Below are 15,916 nucleotides of genomic sequence, written 5' to 3' on the forward strand. Positions count from 1 at the left end.
ACCGCCAGCCGCCCCACCGCCAGCCCGGCCACCGCCAGCCGCCCCGCACGCACGACGGCCCGCCCCGGCAGAACCGGAACGGGCCGAAGGAGCGGAGCGAACCGCCGGCGTCAGTGCGCCGCGGCGGGGATGCTCCCGGTCGTGGCGGATCCGGCACGTGCGAGCCGCTCGACCCGCACCGACTGCCGGTTGATGAGCAGGCCGCCGGCGAGGGCGACGAGCACGAGCACCCCCGCCGAGATGCCGAACGCCGCGTGGTAGCCGTCGAGCGTCGCCTGGGCCTGCTGCAGCTTGGTCGGGGCGGCGGACAGCCCGGACAGGCTGTTCGACACCACGTCGGCGAAGATCGTCGACAGCAGTGCCGTGCCGATCGAGCCACCGATCTGCTGCATGGTGTTGACCGTCGCCGAGGCCACACCGGCGTCGGCCCGTGCGACCCCGGTCGTCGCGGTGTTCATCGCGGACGAGAAGATCGTGCCCATGCCGAGGCCGATCACGATCAGCGCCGGCAGGACGGTGCCCGCGTAGGAGCTGTCCAGGTCGGTGCGGAGCAGCAGGAGGAGCCCGGTCGCGGCGACCAGGCCACCGGCGAAGATGAGCACCTTCGGCCCGACGCGCGGCAGCAGGCGGCCACCGATCTGCGTCGCCGAGATCATGATCGACAGCGGCATCGGCAGGAACGCGAGACCGGTCTGCAGCGAGCTGAACCCGAGGGTCTGCTCCAGGTAGTAGGTCAGGAACAGGAAGATGCCGAACATGCCGATCGCGACCAGGCCGATCGCGATGAACGAGCCGCCGCGGTCACGGTCGAGCACGACGCGCAGGGGCAGCAGCGGGTGGGCGACGCGGGTCTCGATGAACACGAACGCGGCGATCAGCACGACGCCGCCAGCGAGCATGGCGATCGTGACGGGGGAGTCCCAGCCGTTCGTCTCGGCGTTCGAGAAGCCGTAGACGACGCCGACCAGCCCGAGCGTGATGGTGATGACCCCGAGGACGTCGATGCGCGGACGCTCGACCTTCGGCGGGCGCTCCATGAAGACCAGGGCGCCGATCACACCGAGCACGGCGAAGACGACGTTGACGTAGAGGCACCAGCGCCACGAGGCGTACTCGGTCAGCACGCCGCCGAGCAGCAGGCCGATGGCCGCACCCGAGCCGGCGATGGACCCGAAGATGCCGAACGCGCGACCGCGCTCCTTGGGGTCGCGGAACGTGGTGGTCAGCATGCCGAGTGCGGACGGGGCGAGCAGTGCGCCGAAGACACCCTGCAGCGCGCGGGCCGCGACGAGCAGGCCGAACGAGTCGGCCAGGCCACCGAGCACCGAGGCGACGGCGAAGCCGACGAGCCCGATGATGAAGGTGTTCTTGCGGCCGAACAGGTCGCCGAGACGACCACCGAGCAGCAGCAGCGAGCCGAACGCCAGCGAGTACGCGGTGACGATCCACTGTCGCTGGTCGGTGCCGAAGTCCAGGTCGGCCTGGGCGGAGGGCAGGGCGATGTTCACGATGGTCGCGTCGAGCACGACCATCAGCTGTGCGAGGGCGATGACCGCCAGGGCGATCCAGCGGTGGTTGCTCTTGGCGGGGGTGGTGCCCGGAGTCGTGGGTGCTGTCCCGGTGGGGGTCGGCACGGTGTGTTCTGCCGTCACGGCAGCCTCCTTCGAGAAGGTTGGAGGGTGGGGTGGAGGTGCGCGCCGTCGGGCACTCCGGAGATGTGGTGGTGACGAAACCGGATGCGGGGCATCCGTTTGTGGTCAGTGTAGACCGAAACGGAAGGAGTGCATCCACTTGTTCCCAGAAAGTGCAACTACGGTCGGATCGTGAGCACCACCGACTCTGCGTCCGACCTCGAGCGACCGCTGCGCGCCGACGCAGCGCGCAACCGCGAGCTGATCCTGCAGACGGCGCGCAAGTGCTTCGCGGAGCGCGGGCTCTCCGTCACGTTGAACGACATCGCGCACGAGGCCGGCGTCGGGGTCGGCACCGTCTACCGACGCTTCGCCGACAAGGACTCCCTGATCGAGGCGCTGCTCGCCACCAAGTTCGAGGCCATGAACGACGCCGCAGCGCGTGCCGCGGACGTGTCCGACCCGCGTGAGGCGCTCCGGGTGTACCTGATGGGCGTCTTCGCGTTCCGTGCACGCGACCGTGCCCTCGCCGACGCCATCGTCCGTGCCGGCAAGGCCCGTCCGTCCATCGTGCAGGAGCGCGACCGGCTCGAACGTCAGGTCGCCGCGATCATCGGCCGTGCCGAGACCGCCGGCGTCGTCCGCCCCGGCTTCGACTCCCGGGACCTGCCGATGCTCACCGCGATGGTCGGTGCGGTCGCCGACGCCACCCGCGAGCACGACCCGGACGCCTGGCGCCGCTACGCGGAACTCCTGATCCAGGGCGTCCTGCCGGGCACGGGCGACACCGCGCCGATGCTCGGCGACCCGCTGGACCGCGAGTCGATCGAGCGCGCGCTGCACGCGCAGTCCTGACCAGGGACCCACCGGAGGCCCGTGGCGGCGCCGCCACGGGCCTCCAGTCCGGCGGCGGTCGCCACCAGAGCGGCCAGCGCGACGGGCGCGGCCGGACCGGCCGGACCCGCGGGACCGGCTACAGCCAGCTGGGGATCCAGTAGTGCGACCGGACGAAGTCCCACGGCACCTGCATCGCCGTCCACATCGGGTACCAGTAGACCGAGGCCAGCACGACGACGCCCAGGTACACGCCGACCCACAGGATCGCCCGTGACCGGCGTGACCGTTCGTCGCTCCGCCTGCCGAGCACCAACCCGATCGCGGCGGCCAGCGCCATCACCATGTAGGGCTCGAAGGCGATCGTGTAGAACTGGAACACCGTCCGGTCGACGTACATCAGCCAGGGCAGGTACCCCGCCGCGACGCCGAGCAGGACGAAGCCGTACTCCCACTTCCGGCGCAGGACCCAGAGCACGAGCAGCGCCACCGTGGCGATGACCGAGGCGTACCAGATGAACGGGTTCGCGATGCCGGTGATCGCCTCGCCGCAGCGGTTCGCCCAGCAGCCGTCCTGCCCGGCGTCCGTGCCGACGTAGAACATCGACGTCGGGCGCTGCATCACGAGCCAGAGCAGCGGGTTCGCCTGGTACGAGTGCGGGGTGTGCAGTCCGATGTTGAAGGCGTAGATCTCCGACTGGTAGTGCCACCAGTTCTGCAGGCTGTCCGGCACCCAGGCGAGCATCCCGGTCCAGCGTTCGCCGCCCGAGGACAGCCAGTTGCGGTCCCAGCCGTCCTTCGACACGAACCAGCCCGTCCACGACGCCACGTAGGTCACCGCGGCGATCGGCACGGTCAGCAGGAACGACACCGGTGCCTGCTGCAGCAGCGCGCTCGACGACCAGAACTCGACCCCGGCGCGGCGGCGCATCATCATCTCGCTCAGCACGGAGTACACGGCGAAGAACGCCAGGAAGTACACCCCCGACCACTTCGTCGCCGCTGCCAGCCCCAGGGCCAGGCCCATCGCGAACAACCACGGCCGCCACCAGAGCACCGGACCCCACAGGGTGGTCCGGCCGGCGGCGGCGCGGGCGGCGACCCACTCGTCGAGTCGCCGTTGACCCTGCCGACGGTCGAGCAGCAGCGCCCCGAACCCGAGGATGACGAAGAAGGTCAGGATGCCGTCGAGGAGCGTCACCCGCGACATCACGATCGCCTGCCCGTCGATCGCGAGCAGGAAGCCGGCGAGCGTGCCGATCATCGTCGAACGGAACAGCGACCGGGCGATCACCGCGGTGAGGAACACCGTCGCGATGCCGAGCACGGCCACCGTGAAGCGCCAGCCGAACGAGTTGTCGGCCCCGAACAGCAGCATCCCGAGGCCGATGAGGTACTTGCCGAGCGGCGGGTGCGCGATGAACTCCGCGGCGCTCGTGAAGATGTCCGTCTCGCCGCGAACGAACCGGTCGTCGGTCGTCGGGGCGGTGTCACCGCTCGGGTTCGCGGGCCAGGTGCCCTCGTACCCGAGGTGCACGATCGACCAGCCGTCCTTGACGTAGTAGGTCTCGTCGAACACGAGCGAGTGGGGGGTGCCGAGGTTCACCAGCCGCAGCACGGCGGCGAGCAGCGTCACCGCGAGCGGACCCGTCCACCGCCACACGGCGACCCGCTGCGACGTGGAGAGCACCCGCCCCCACCAGTCGTCCAGGCGCGAGCCGACCGGCCGGTCGGGCACGGCCGTGCGGTCGTCGGTCAGCTCGCTGGTCATCGCTGAGCATCCTACGGATCGACCGCACGTCCCCGCTGCGACGGCGGTGCTCGCGCCGCGCGGCCGCGCCGGAGTCGCCGTGCGGGGACAATGGGTGCGTGATCGTCCTCGCAGCAACGCCCATCGGCAACCTCGGGGACGCCTCGCGCCGTCTCGTCGAGACCCTCTCCAACGCCACGGTCGTCGCGGCGGAGGACACCAGGACCGCCATCCACCTGATGCGCGCCCTGGGCATCGAGAACCGTCCGCGGCTCATCGCCCTGCACGAGCACAACGAGCGGGCGAAGGCGTCCGAGGTCGTCGAACTCGCCCGCGACGAGGACGTCGTCGTCCTCACCGACGCCGGCATGCCCGCGATCAGCGACCCCGGTTTCCCGCTCGTCGAGGCCGCCGCGGCCGCCGGGGTCACCGTCACAGCCCTGCCCGGGCCGTCGGCCGTGCTCATGGCGCTCGCCGTGTCCGGGCTGCCCACCGACCGCTTCACGTTCGAGGGGTTCCCGACCCGCAAGGCCGGGGAGCGCCGCCGGGCGTTCCAGGCGCTGGCGGGGGAGCAGCGGACGATGGTGTTCTTCGAGTCGCCGCACCGGCTGGCCGAGACCCTGGCGGACATGGCCTCCGGGTTCGGGGGTGACCGCCGCGCCGCGGTCTGCCGCGAGCTCACGAAGCTGTACGAAGAGGTCCGTCGCGGGCCGCTGGACGAACTCGTCGCGTGGGCGTCCGAGGGTGTGCGTGGCGAGATCTGCATCGTCGTCGCCGGCGCCGCGGAGGCCACCGAAGAAGCCACGCTCGACGACGGGGTGCGCTTGGTGCTCGAGCGGGTGGCCGCCGGCATGCGCATGAAGGAGGCCGCCGCGGCGGTCGCGGACGCGACCGGGCTGTCGAAGCGGGACCTCTACGAAGGGGCGCTCGCGGCGCGCTGAGCGGGCACGTCACGTTCGCGTCCGCCGGTCTGGAGGCGCGGGGCGGGCCCGTCACGGGCCTCCACGACCCGGTTCTCCACAGTCCACCGCCGCACGCGTCATCGGGGTTCCGTGCGCCCGTAGGATGGTCCGCATGTCCGCCGGGTCCTCGTTCAGCATCACCACGCCGATCTTCTACGTGAACGACGTGCCCCACATCGGGCACGCCTACACCGAGGTCGCCGCGGACTTCCTCGCGCGCTGGCACCGGCAGCGCGGTGACGACACCTGGCTGCTCACCGGCACCGACGAGCACGGGCAGAAGATCCTGCGCACCGCCTCGGCGAACGACGTCTCACCCAAGGAATGGGCCGACCGCCTGGTCAACGACGCCTGGAAGCCACTGCTCGACACGGTCGACGTCGCGAACGACGACTTCATCCGCACCACCGACGAACGGCACGAGCGTGGCGTGACGGCGTTCCTGCAGAAGCTCTACGACGACGGCTTCATCTACGCCGGCGAGTTCGAGGGCTTCTACTGCGTGGGCTGCGAGGAGTACAAGCAGCCGAGCGACCTGGTCGCCGGGACCGGTGCCTACGAGGGCCAGCAGGTCTGCGCGATCCACTCGATCCCGGTCGAGGTACTGGCCGAGCGCAACTACTTCTTCCGGATGTCCGACTTCGAGCAGCGCCTGCTCGACCTGTACGAGTCGAACCCGCTGTTCATCCAGCCCGAGAGCGTCCGCAACGAGATCATCTCGTTCGTCAAGCAGGGGCTCCGCGACCTGTCGATCTCGCGCTCCAGCTTCGACTGGGGCATCAAGATCCCGTGGGACAGCGACCACGTGCTGTACGTGTGGTTCGACGCCCTGCTCAACTACGTCACGGCGCTCGGCTACGGCACCGACGACGACGAGGCCTTCCGGCGCCTCTGGCCGAGCGTGCACATCGTCGGCAAGGACATCGCCCGCTTCCACGCCGTCATCTGGCCGGCGATGCTCATGGCCGCCGGGCTGCCCGTGCCGGAGCGCGTCTTCGGCCACGGCTGGCTGCTCGTCGGCGGCGAGAAGATGTCCAAGTCGAAGCTGACCGGCATCGCGCCGTCGGAGATCACCGACACGTTCGGGTCCGACGCCTTCCGCTACTACTTCCTGCGCGCCATCACCTTCGGGCAGGACGGCAACTTCAGCTGGGAAGACATCTCGGCGCGCTACCAGGCCGAGCTCGCGAACGGCTACGGCAACCTGGCGTCACGCCTGGTCGCCATGCTGCAGAAGTACTGCGACGGCGAGGTCCCCGCGCGCGGTGCGCTGACCGAGTCCGACCAGGCGATCGATGCCCTGGCCGTCTCGGTCACCGAGCGTGCCGACGCCGCCATCGCCGCCTTCGCCCCGCACGAGGCCATCGCGAGCGTGTGGGAGCTCGTAGACGCCCTGAACGGGTACATCACCGAGCAGGCGCCGTGGGCCCTGGCGAAGGACGATGCCAACCGCGAGCGCCTCGGGACCGTCCTGACCACCGCGCTCCGCGGCCTCGGCATCGTCACCGTCCTGCTGTCCCCGGTCATGCCGAAGGCGACCGAGAAGCTCTGGGCCTCGATCGGCGCCGGCGGGTCCGTCGCCGAGCAGCGGGTCGACCGTGCGTTCGAGTGGCAGGGTGCGTCGCACGTGGTGCCGCTCGAGAGCGGGCTCTTCCCGCGGATCGAGCAGGTCTCCGCGTGACCGACGCCGAGTCGCACGTCCGGTCCCGCGGTGACGGGGCGTCCGGTGGGTCGAAGCGCGACCTGACGTACCCGCCGCTGCCGCAGGCGCTCGTCGTGCCGGTGTACGACAACCACACCCACATGGAGATCGCCGACGGTGTCGGCGACGGGGGTGACGGTCCGCTCGAGTACCGCGAGCACCTGGACCGTGCCTCGAGCGTCGGCGTGCGTGGAGTCGTGCAGGTCGGCACGGACCTCGCCACCTCGGAGTGGTCCGCGTCGATCGCCGCTCGGGAGCCCCGGGTCCTGGCAGCCGTCGCGTTGCACCCGAACGAAGCGCCCGTGCTGCAGGAACAGGGGCTGCTCGACGAGCACCTCGCCGGCATCGAACGGCTCGCCGCGCTGCCGCGGGTCCGGGCGATCGGTGAGACCGGCCTCGACTTCTTCCGCACCGGCGAGGACGGCCGCGACGCCCAGGTCCGTTCGTTCGAGGAGCACATCCGCATCGCGAAGGAGCACGACCTCGCGCTGACGATCCACGACCGCGACGCACACGACGCCGTGGTCGAGGTCCTCGACCGCGTGGGTGCCCCGGAGCGGACCGTCTTCCACTGCTTCTCCGGCGGCCCGGACCTCGCCCGGCTCTGCGCCGAGCGCGGCTGGTACATGTCCTTCGCCGGCACCGTGACGTTCAAGAACGCCGCACTGCTGCGTGAAGCCCTGGTCGTCGCCCCGCGGCACCTGATCATGATCGAGACGGACGCGCCGTTCCTGACGCCCACCCCGTTCCGCGGTCGCCCGAACGCGCCGTACCTCATCCCGCTCACCCTGCGGTCGATGGCGGAGACGCTCGGCACGGACGCCTCGATGCTCGCGGCCCAGATCGCCTCGAACACCGAGCTCGTCTACGGCGCGTGGGACGCCGAGCCCGTGACGGTGGACGAGTAGTCGTGGGCGCACTGCTCGGCCCGGCGGAGATCCGGGAGCTCGCGGCCGAACTCGACGTCACCCCGACGAAGAAGCTCGGCCAGAACTTCGTGCACGACGCCAACACCGTGCGGCGGATCGTGTCGGTCGCCGGTGTGACCCCGTCGGCTCAGGTGCTCGAGATCGGTCCGGGGCTCGGGTCGTTGACGCTCGGGCTCACCGAGACCGGCGCCCCCGTCACGGCCGTCGAGATCGACAAGCGCCTGGCTGCCAAGCTGCCGTCGACGGTGTCGTCGATGCAGCCGGAAGCGTCGCTGACGGTCGTGCAGCAGGACGCCATGACCGTCGCCGCCACGGACCTCGACATCGAGCCGACGCACCTCGTCGCGAACCTGCCCTACAACATCTCCGTGCCCGTGCTGCTGCACCTGCTCGCGACCTTCCCGTCGATCGAGCGGTCGCTCGTGATGGTGCAGGCCGAGGTCGGGTACCGGCTCGCCGCCGGCCCCGGCAGCAAGGTCTACGGGTCGCCGAGCGTCAAGGCCGCCTGGTACGGGTCGTGGAGCACCGCCGGGTTGGTCAGCCGTCAGGTCTTCTGGCCGGTGCCGAACGTCGACAGTGTCCTGGTGGCGTTCGACCGGCACGAGCCACCGGGTGACGAGCTCCTGCGGTCGCGGGTGTTCACGCTGGTGGACGCGGCGTTCCAGCAGCGACGCAAGATGCTGCGGCAGAGCCTGTCCGGCGTGCTCGGCGGCAGCGCGCACGCGTCCGAGGTCCTGGCAGCGGCGGGCATCGACCCGACCGCTCGGGGCGAGGCGATCGGTGTCGACGACTTCGTGCGGCTCGGGCGGACGGTCCTCGCTGCTGCCGAGTGACATCTGGCCAACGGACAGGCAGCGAAATACGGAATGTTCGGTTGCGTCCGCTCGGCGCTCCTACGGTTGACTCCATCGACCAAGGAGGCACCGTGCGACCAGCCGAATCACCCCGCCCGCTCCACCGTGTCCCGACCGAGGCGCAGGCCGCAGAGGGACGTCCTCGAGCGCTTCGGCGAGCTGACCTCGACCATCAGCGAGCAACGAGCATCTCCACTGCGGCGGAACGTCGAGCCCTCTTCGCCGGCACCCCGCGACCGGAGGGCACGTTCGAAGAACGTCGCGAGCGCCGGCGGCGAGCGTCCGAGTTGATCGATCCGGACTTCTGGGTCGAGCCGACCGCGGCGTTCCACAGTCGACTCTGACCGTGTTCGATCGACTCGAGCCGCATCAGTTCGACGAGCACCGGGTCCTCGAGTTCAACGACTGCGCCGCCCGGCCGGACGTCGTCCTCGTCGACTCCAGTTTCGTCCGGAGCGCCCTGCGCCGATGCGAGCGTCAGGATGCCGAGGTGGTCACGTTCCTCGATCACCTCGACCTGGTCGGCACGGAGATCCTGTACAGCGCCTACACGGAGTTCGAGGTGCTGCAGGCTGCTCACGGGATGGGTGCGGAAGCCGCTGGTCGCCACGTCGCTGCGTGGAGGGAATTGCTGCGGTCGACTCAAATGCACTGGGTCGGGATCGATGCTGTCAGCGACGAGGTCCCGCACCTCATGGAGCAGTTCGGACTGACCGTCTCGGGTGCCGTGCACGTCGCAACAGCGGCGAACTGGGAGGTCGACGGCTTCGTGACGGTCGATCCGGCATTCGGGGCGGTCGACAAGGAGCGCCTGCCGCTGCTCATCGACGCCGGGGGCGCGAGGCAGGCCCGTCGCTTGCGGGCGCGATCCGGTCCTGACCTGACCTGACTTGGCGGTGCTCCGCACGCCATGCGCTCTACGATGACGGCATGACCGACGGAACGGTTCGCTCGCACGCACAGGGGATGGCGCCCGACCGTGTCCTCGCCGCGACGGGCAGGTCACCGGACGAGTGGCACGCCCTGATCGACGGCGCAGACGGAACCACCATCGGGCACGCGGCGATCGCGTCCTGGTTGATCGGTCAGGGCGTCGAGCCGTGGTGGGCGCAGGGCATCACCATCGGGTACGAACAGGCCCGCGGGCTCCGCATCCCCGGTCAGCGCACGGACGGCACCTTCGCGGTGTCGGCCTCACGGCAGGTCCCGGGTGGACGAGAGGCCGTGCTCGACTGGATCGTGCCGGTGTTCACGGCGGCACTCGGATCCACGCCGACGTCCGAGCGCCGCGGCGGCAAGCGCCCCTCGGCCCGCTGGACCTTCGCCGACCGCGAATCCGTGCTGCTCAACACCGAGGACGGTCCGAAGCCGGACACCGTCCGCATCTCGGTGCAGCGGGAACGGCTCACCGGCCCCGAGCGGATGCCCGACGCGAAGGCCGAACTGCAGCGGCTCCTCGCCGCCCTCTGACACCGCGAACGGGAGAGCGCGAGCCGCGCGCGCACGCCCCTACGATCGACTCCGTGCCCCGTCGACCCGTCAGCCGCCTCGCCCTTGCCATCACCCTGATCGCCGTCCTCGGTGGCATCGCGATCATCGTGCTCTCGGTGCGTGACCTCGGGCAGCGTCCGACCGACGACGTGGTCTGGGTGCGGCTGCTGGCAGGTGCAGCGATCATCGGCTGGGGCGTCGCCTTCGGCATGCTCGGCCGAGATGACGCGGACGCCGACGGCGCCGCCGCCGCCGATGCCGCCGACGTCGACGCAGACCGCACCGACGCCGTGCTCGCCTCCACGTCCGTCTCTCCGGTCCAGCGAGCGACCACGGTGTTCATGTGGACCGCACTCGGGGCGTGGGCCTACGAGGTTCTCCGGTCGTGGTTCGGATGGACCGTGTGGGAATCGGCGCTCGGCCTCGTCGTGGTGTGCGGCCTCCCCGTGCTCAACCAGTTCCTCGATCGGGTCATCGCCGGACGCGAGGCCGGCGACGCCTCCGATCCGGAGAACGCCGCCGGCTGAACCTGCTCGCCGGGCTCAGTGTCCCGCGCCGGCCATCATCTCGAGGATCTGCTGGTGGTTGCCGTTCCGCTCGGCGAAGCGCAGCGGGTGCACGTTCTGCACCAGGATCTCCGGGGCAGCGCCGGACTCGATGAGCGCCATGACCTCGTCGGCGAAGGCGTCGAGCGGCATCCCGCCGAAGTCGGCACCGCCCATCAGGTCGGTCGACACCGCCGGGGGAGCGAGCTCGAGCACCTCGACGGACGAACCGACGAGCTGCTGACGGAGGGCCTGGGTGTACGAGTGCACCCCGGCCTTCGTGGCGTTGTAGGTCGGCGTCGCGGTCAGTGGGACGAACGCGAGGCCGGAGGTGACGGTCATCAGCGTCGCGGCGGGCTGCTCGAGCAGGTGCGGCAGGAACGCGTCGATGAGCCGGATCGTGCCGACCAGGTTCGTCTGGATGGTCTCGATCGCGTCGTCCATGTGGTCGGAGGAGCGCAGGTCCTCGTTCCGCATGATCCCGGACATGGTGATCAGGGTGTTCAGCGAGGGGTACGCCTCGAGCACGGTGGAAGCGGCCGACGCGATCGAGTCAGCATCGCTGACGTCGATCTGCACGGTGCCGAAGCCGTGCGCGGCGGCGAGGGAGTCGAGGAGCGCCTGGCGGCGCCCGCCGATGACGACGGTGCTGCCGGCGGCCTGCAGACGCTGGGCGAGGGCGAGACCGATGCCCGAGGTCGCGCCGGGGATGAAGACGGTGGAGTTCGTGATGTCCATGACCACCACGATGCTCCGTGGACAGGGTCGCAACCAGAGCGCGGTCATCGGGGGATCGGCGATCCCTGGCACCCGGGCAGGAAGCGGACGATGATCGACCCATGGACCGTGCCGCGCTCGCCGACTTCCTCCGCCGTCGCCGTGAGCTGCTGCGCCCCGAGGACGTCGGCCTCGGGCAGGGGCCACGACGCCGGACCCCGGGGCTCCGCCGTGAAGAGGTCGCTGCCCTCGCCGGCATGTCCGTCGACTACTACACGCGACTCGAGCAGCAGCGCGGACCGCAGCCGTCCGAGCAGATGATCGCCGCGATCGCCCGGGCTCTGCGCTGCAGCCTCGACGAGCGCGACCACCTGTTCCACCTGGCCGGGCAGAACGCCCCGACGCGCATGCACCGCGCCGACCACGTCGACCCGGCGATCCTGCGGGTGCTCGACCGGCTCGAGGACACCCCGGCGATCGTCGTCAGCCACCTGGGCGAGACCCTGGTCGAGAACCGGCTCGCGGCGGCGCTCCTCAGCAGCTCGGTCGACCTGCCGGGCAACCGGCGGTACCAGGCGTGGCGGTGGTTCGTGACGGGTGAGGAGCTCGCGAAGTACGCACCCGAGCAGCACGAGCGGCTGGGGCGGGTGGTGGTCGCGTCGCTCCGGGCGACCGTCGGGCTCGCGGGCCCGGGAGACCGCCGGGCGACCGAACTCATCGCCGAGTTGCAGGCGCGCAGCCCCGAGTTCCGCGACCTCTGGGCCAAGCACGAGGTGGCCACACGCTGGTCGGACAACAAGACGATCGTGCAGCCGGAACTCGGGCGCATCACCGTCGACTGCCAGGTCTTGCACACCGACGACCAGGCGCAGGCACTGCTGCTGTTCACCGCGCCTCCAGGATCGGAGGACGCGCAGAAGCTCGAGCTCCTCGGCGTCGTCGGACAGCAGACCTTCGCCGGCTGACGACCTCGCACCGTGCGAACAGCGCCCCGAGAAGCAACGCCACGTCACACACTTCGCCGCGTGCGGTATACCGTGCCTAGGGTGGGGGCGTGAGCACTCCGCGCGTGTACGTCATCCACGAGAACCCCGAGTGGTTCCCCCCGCTCGCCGCCGCCTTCGAGGCCGAGGGCGTCCCGGTCGAGGAGATCCTGCTGACCGAGGGGCAGATCGACCTCGCGACCGAGCCGGCACCCGGCGTCTACTGGAGCCGCATGTCCGCGAGCTCCCACACCCGTGGCCACGAGCACAGCAAGGAGTACACCCGCGCGGTCCTCGGCTGGCTCGAGCGTGCCGGCCGCCAGGTGGTCGGCGGCAGCCACGTGCTCGAGCTCGAGGTGTCGAAGGTCGCCCAGCACGGTCTCCTGCAGCAGGCCGGGTTCGACGTGCCGCGGACGACCGCCGTGTTCGGCACGACGACACTCAAGGACGCCGCCCGCACCTTCACCGACGGGCAGGACGTCCCCTTCATCACGAAGCACAACCAGGGCGGCAAGGGCCTGGGCGTCCGGCGGTTCGACTCGCTCGCCGAGTTCGACGCCTACGTCGACAGCCCCGAGTTCGAGGCTCCGGTCGACGGCATCACCCTGCTGCAGGAGTACCTGACGGCCCGCGAGCCCTTCATCACCCGCGTCGAGTTCGTCGGTGGCGAGTTCGTGTACGCCGTCCGCGTCGACACCAGCGCCGGCAGCTTCGAGCTCTGCCCCGCCGACGCGTGCGAGGTGCCCCAGGTCATCGCGGGTGCCGTCTGCGACGTCCCCGGCACCGAGACCGTCGGCGCGCCCCCGGCGTTCGCCGTCCGGACCGAGATCACCGCCGAGCACCCGCTGGTCCAGCAGCTCCGCACGTTCCTCGCCGACCAGCGCATCACCATCGCGGGCGTCGAGTTCATGGAGACGACGGACGGCCGCACCGTCGTCTACGACATCAACACGAACACGAACTACAACCCCGCGGTCGAGGAGTCCGCGCCGGCCTCCGGCCCGCGCTCCATCGCGAAGTACCTCGGTGGGCTGCTGGAGACGCAGTACGCGGCGCAGCTCACGGCCTGAGAACGCAAGAACCACCGGACAGGAGGCCCGTGGCGGGCCCGCCACGGGCCTCCCGTCCGCCTTTCCCACACCCCCAAGGAACCAACGTGCGATTCGGATACTGGACCCCGCTCTTCGGCGGCTGGCTGCGCAACGTCGACAACGAGAACATGCCGGTCACCTTCGACTACGTGAAGCGCCTGGCGCAGCGCGCCGAGCGGATCGGCTTCGACCTGACGCTCGTGCCGGAGCTCAACCTCAACGACATCAAGGGCACGGCGGCGCCCTCGCTCGAGGCGTGGTCGCTCGCGGCGGCCATCGCGGCGACGACCGAGCGCCTGGAGATCATGGCGGCGATGCGTCCCGGGTACCACCTGCCCGCGGTGACGGCGAAGCAGGCAGCGACGATCGATGACATCTCGTGCGGCCGGTTCACCTTCAACGTCGTGAGCGCCTGGTGGGCGGAAGAGGCGAAGCAGTACGGCGGGATCTTCTCGGAGCACGACGACCGGTACAAGCGCACCGCGGAGTTCGTCGAGGTCATGAAGGGCCTGTGGCGCGAGACCCCGTACTCGTTCTCGGGCGAGTACTACGACATCGAGAACGCACACCTCGAGCCGAAGCCCCGCGTGACGCCGCGCATCTACGCCGGTGGTGAGAGCGAGGCCGGCAAGGCCGCGATCACCGGGTACGCCGACGCCTACGTCACGCACGGCGGCACGGTCGAGGAGCTCCGCGCGAAGATCGACGAGATGAAGCAGCGCCGCGTCGACGCCGGCCTGCCGCCGTTCGAGGCGTTCGGCATGGCCGCGTACGTCATCGTGCGCGAGACCGAGGAAGAGGCGCAGGCCGAACTCGCACGGATCACCGACGTGCAGCACGGCAAGGCGTACGAGTCCTACCAGGACTTCATCTCGAAGTCGCAGCTCGAGCACGTGCCCTCGCTCGAGGACTACTCGGTGTCGAACCGCGGCCTGCGCCCCGGTTTCGTGGGGACGCCGTCGCAGGTGGCGGACCGCATCCGGGAGTTCGAGGACGCCGGCGTCGACACGCTCCTGCTGCAGTTCTCGCCGCAGCTCGAGGAGATGGACCGGTTCGGCGAGCAGGTCATCCCGCTCGTCCGGCAGTCGGTCGGGGCGCAGTCCTGATGGGTGCCACGCCGACCGACGCGGAGGACGGCTGGGCGTTCGAGACCCGCCAGATCCGCGCCGGCTTCAAGGCCGACCCGGGCTGGGGCGCGAACGTGCCGCCGATCGCACAGAGCGCCGCGTACGTCTACCCGTCGGGCGAGGACGCCGCCGCGCGCTTCATGCTCGACGCCCCCGGCCACACCTACACGCGGGTGAACAACCCGTCGGCGGCAGCCCTCGAACGCCGGATCGCCGACCTCGAGGGCGGGATCGGTGCGCTGGCGTTGGCCTCCGGGCAGGCGGCGACGTCGCTGGCCGTGCTCGGTGTCGCACGCGCCGGTGACCACGTGGTGTCGAGCGCCTCGCTCTACGGCGCGACCTACACGTTGTTCGCGTCGACCCTGCGGGACCTCGGCATCACCTTCACGTTCGTGCAGGACCCGACCGACCTGTCCGAGTGGGCGGCGGCGGTGCGTCCGGAGACGAAGGCGTTCTTCGGCGAGTCCATCCCGAACCCCCGCGGGGACGTCCTGGACTTCGCCGGAGTGGCCGGGGTCGCGCACGGGGCCGGTGTGCCGCTCATCGTCGACAACACCATCGCGACGCCGTACCTGGTGCGCCCGATCGAGCACGGCGCCGACATCGTCGTGCACTCCGCGACGAAGTACCTGGCCGGACACGGCAGCGCCATCGCCGGGCTCATCGTCGACAGCGGGAACTTCGACTGGGCGGCCCACGCCGACGCCTACCCGCAGCTGGCCACGACCGAGCAGTCCGGCTTCGCGAACACGAACTTCGCCGAGAAGTTCGGGCGACGGGCGTTCATCCAGCGCACCCGCTCGAAGCTGTCCGCCGACCTCGGGCCCGCGATCGCACCGTTCAACGCGTTCCTGGTGCTGCAGGGCATCCAGACGCTGTCGCTCCGGATGGACCGGCACGTGTCGAACGCCGCCACCGTGGCGACCTGGCTCGACGCACACGACCAGGTCGAGCACGTGCACTACGCCGGCCTGCCGGACTCGCCGTGGCACCACCTGCAGCAGCGCTACGTGCCGAAGGGGCCGTCGGCGGTGCTGTCGTTCGACCTCGCCGGCGGGGTCGCCGCGGGTCGACGGTTCGTGGCGGCGCTCGAGCTGTTCGACCACGTCTCGAACCTCGGTGACGTCCGCTCGCTCGTCGTGCACCCGGCATCGACCACCCACGTGCAGATGACCGCTGCCGAGCGGGCGGCCGCCGGGGTGGGGGACGGTCTCATCCGCCTGTCGATCGGCCTCGAGCACATCGACGACATCACCGCGGACCTGGCGCGGGGGTTCACGGCAGCCGCAGCGGGATAGGT

15 protein-coding genes are annotated in these 15,916 nt (G+C 70.5%); 12 read left to right on the top strand and 3 right to left on the bottom strand.

The window, feature by feature from the left end; translation table 11 throughout:
* Positions 1 to 110 precede the first annotated feature (110 nt).
* Positions 111 to 1,652, bottom strand: a complete 1,542-nt coding sequence (locus DEJ35_RS12510) for an MFS transporter (RefSeq protein ID WP_111122902.1) — start codon at positions 1,650 to 1,652, stop codon at positions 111 to 113.
* A 171-nt stretch (positions 1,653 to 1,823) separates the two neighbouring features.
* On the opposite strand from DEJ35_RS12510, the gene DEJ35_RS12515 reads away from it, so the two are divergent.
* The gene (locus DEJ35_RS12515; protein WP_181420151.1) at positions 1,824 to 2,486 is read left to right on the top strand and encodes a TetR/AcrR family transcriptional regulator; all 663 of its coding nucleotides are present in this window, start codon (positions 1,824 to 1,826) and stop codon (positions 2,484 to 2,486) included.
* A gap of 118 nt (positions 2,487 to 2,604) precedes the next feature.
* Here DEJ35_RS12515 and DEJ35_RS12520 read toward each other — a convergent pair whose 3' ends face one another.
* Entirely contained in the window at positions 2,605 to 4,236 is a 1,632-nt protein-coding gene (locus DEJ35_RS12520; RefSeq protein ID WP_111192844.1) for a dolichyl-phosphate-mannose--protein mannosyltransferase, read from the bottom strand.
* Between the two features lie 98 nt (positions 4,237 to 4,334).
* Between DEJ35_RS12520 and rsmI the strand changes: the two genes are divergently transcribed.
* The 7 genes from rsmI (at position 4,335) to DEJ35_RS12560 (ending at position 10,680) form a co-directional block, all read left to right on the top strand.
* The gene (gene rsmI, locus DEJ35_RS12525) at positions 4,335 to 5,156 is read left to right on the top strand and encodes a 16S rRNA (cytidine(1402)-2'-O)-methyltransferase (RefSeq protein WP_111091126.1); all 822 of its coding nucleotides are present in this window, start codon (positions 4,335 to 4,337) and stop codon (positions 5,154 to 5,156) included.
* Between the two features lie 133 nt (positions 5,157 to 5,289).
* The gene (gene metG / locus DEJ35_RS12530; RefSeq protein WP_111192845.1) at positions 5,290 to 6,858 is read left to right on the top strand and encodes a methionine--tRNA ligase; all 1,569 of its coding nucleotides are present in this window, start codon (positions 5,290 to 5,292) and stop codon (positions 6,856 to 6,858) included.
* Positions 6,855 to 7,787 carry a TatD family hydrolase gene (locus DEJ35_RS12535; protein WP_110862405.1) on the top strand — a complete coding sequence of 311 codons (933 nt, stop codon included), beginning with the start codon at positions 6,855 to 6,857 and terminating at the stop codon, positions 7,785 to 7,787. The genes metG and DEJ35_RS12535 overlap by 4 nt, the downstream gene beginning before the upstream one ends.
* A gap of 2 nt (positions 7,788 to 7,789) precedes the next feature.
* A complete protein-coding gene (rsmA, locus tag DEJ35_RS12540) occupies positions 7,790 to 8,641 on the top strand; it encodes a 16S rRNA (adenine(1518)-N(6)/adenine(1519)-N(6))-dimethyltransferase RsmA (RefSeq protein WP_111192846.1) in 852 nt (283 codons plus the stop codon).
* A gap of 367 nt (positions 8,642 to 9,008) precedes the next feature.
* Positions 9,009 to 9,551 (top strand): hypothetical protein, encoded by a 543-nt coding sequence (locus DEJ35_RS12550; RefSeq protein ID WP_146244795.1) that lies wholly within the window; start codon positions 9,009 to 9,011, stop codon positions 9,549 to 9,551.
* 41 nt (positions 9,552 to 9,592) lie between these two features.
* Positions 9,593 to 10,132 (top strand): hypothetical protein, encoded by a 540-nt coding sequence (locus tag DEJ35_RS12555; RefSeq protein ID WP_146244796.1) that lies wholly within the window; start codon positions 9,593 to 9,595, stop codon positions 10,130 to 10,132.
* A 53-nt stretch (positions 10,133 to 10,185) separates the two neighbouring features.
* On the top strand, positions 10,186 to 10,680 hold the full coding sequence (locus DEJ35_RS12560) for a hypothetical protein (protein ID WP_111192850.1): 495 nt from the start codon (positions 10,186 to 10,188) through the stop codon (positions 10,678 to 10,680).
* A gap of 15 nt (positions 10,681 to 10,695) precedes the next feature.
* Here the strand turns inward: DEJ35_RS12560 and DEJ35_RS12565 are convergent, their stop codons facing one another.
* Positions 10,696 to 11,436, bottom strand: a complete 741-nt coding sequence (locus DEJ35_RS12565) for an SDR family oxidoreductase (protein WP_111192851.1) — start codon at positions 11,434 to 11,436, stop codon at positions 10,696 to 10,698.
* Positions 11,437 to 11,537: 101 nt separating this feature from the next.
* Here DEJ35_RS12565 and DEJ35_RS12570 point away from each other — a divergent pair, with 101 nt between their 5' ends.
* From DEJ35_RS12570 to DEJ35_RS12585, 4 genes are all read left to right on the top strand, one after another.
* Entirely contained in the window at positions 11,538 to 12,380 is an 843-nt protein-coding gene (locus DEJ35_RS12570) for a helix-turn-helix transcriptional regulator (RefSeq protein ID WP_111192852.1), read from the top strand.
* A gap of 89 nt (positions 12,381 to 12,469) precedes the next feature.
* A complete protein-coding gene (locus DEJ35_RS12575; RefSeq protein WP_111192853.1) occupies positions 12,470 to 13,468 on the top strand; it encodes a RimK family alpha-L-glutamate ligase in 999 nt (332 codons plus the stop codon).
* A gap of 86 nt (positions 13,469 to 13,554) precedes the next feature.
* The gene (locus DEJ35_RS12580; protein ID WP_071406522.1) at positions 13,555 to 14,595 is read left to right on the top strand and encodes an LLM class flavin-dependent oxidoreductase; all 1,041 of its coding nucleotides are present in this window, start codon (positions 13,555 to 13,557) and stop codon (positions 14,593 to 14,595) included.
* Positions 14,595 to 15,914, top strand: coding sequence for an O-acetylhomoserine aminocarboxypropyltransferase/cysteine synthase family protein (locus DEJ35_RS12585; RefSeq protein WP_111192854.1), 1,320 nt, complete (start codon positions 14,595 to 14,597; stop codon positions 15,912 to 15,914). The genes DEJ35_RS12580 and DEJ35_RS12585 overlap by 1 nt, the downstream gene beginning before the upstream one ends.
* Positions 15,915 to 15,916 lie beyond the last annotated feature (2 nt).

It is taken from the genome of Curtobacterium sp. MCPF17_051 (assembly GCF_003234595.1).
Taxonomy (GTDB): domain Bacteria; phylum Actinomycetota; class Actinomycetes; order Actinomycetales; family Microbacteriaceae; genus Curtobacterium; species Curtobacterium flaccumfaciens.

Excerpts from the sequence above, each read along its gene's own strand:
- DEJ35_RS12555 (WP_146244796.1), top strand. The coding sequence starts at position 9,593 with ATGACCGACGGAACGGTTCGCTCGCACGCACAGGGGATGGCGCCCGAC.
- DEJ35_RS12520 (WP_111192844.1), bottom strand. The coding sequence starts at position 4,236 with ATGACCAGCGAGCTGACCGACGACCGCACGGCCGTGCCCGACCGGCCG.
- DEJ35_RS12585 (WP_111192854.1), top strand. The coding sequence starts at position 14,595 with ATGGGTGCCACGCCGACCGACGCGGAGGACGGCTGGGCGTTCGAGACC.
- metG (WP_111192845.1), top strand. The coding sequence starts at position 5,290 with ATGTCCGCCGGGTCCTCGTTCAGCATCACCACGCCGATCTTCTACGTG.
- DEJ35_RS12565 (WP_111192851.1), bottom strand. The coding sequence starts at position 11,436 with ATGGACATCACGAACTCCACCGTCTTCATCCCCGGCGCGACCTCGGGC.
- DEJ35_RS12570 (WP_111192852.1), top strand. The coding sequence starts at position 11,538 with ATGGACCGTGCCGCGCTCGCCGACTTCCTCCGCCGTCGCCGTGAGCTG.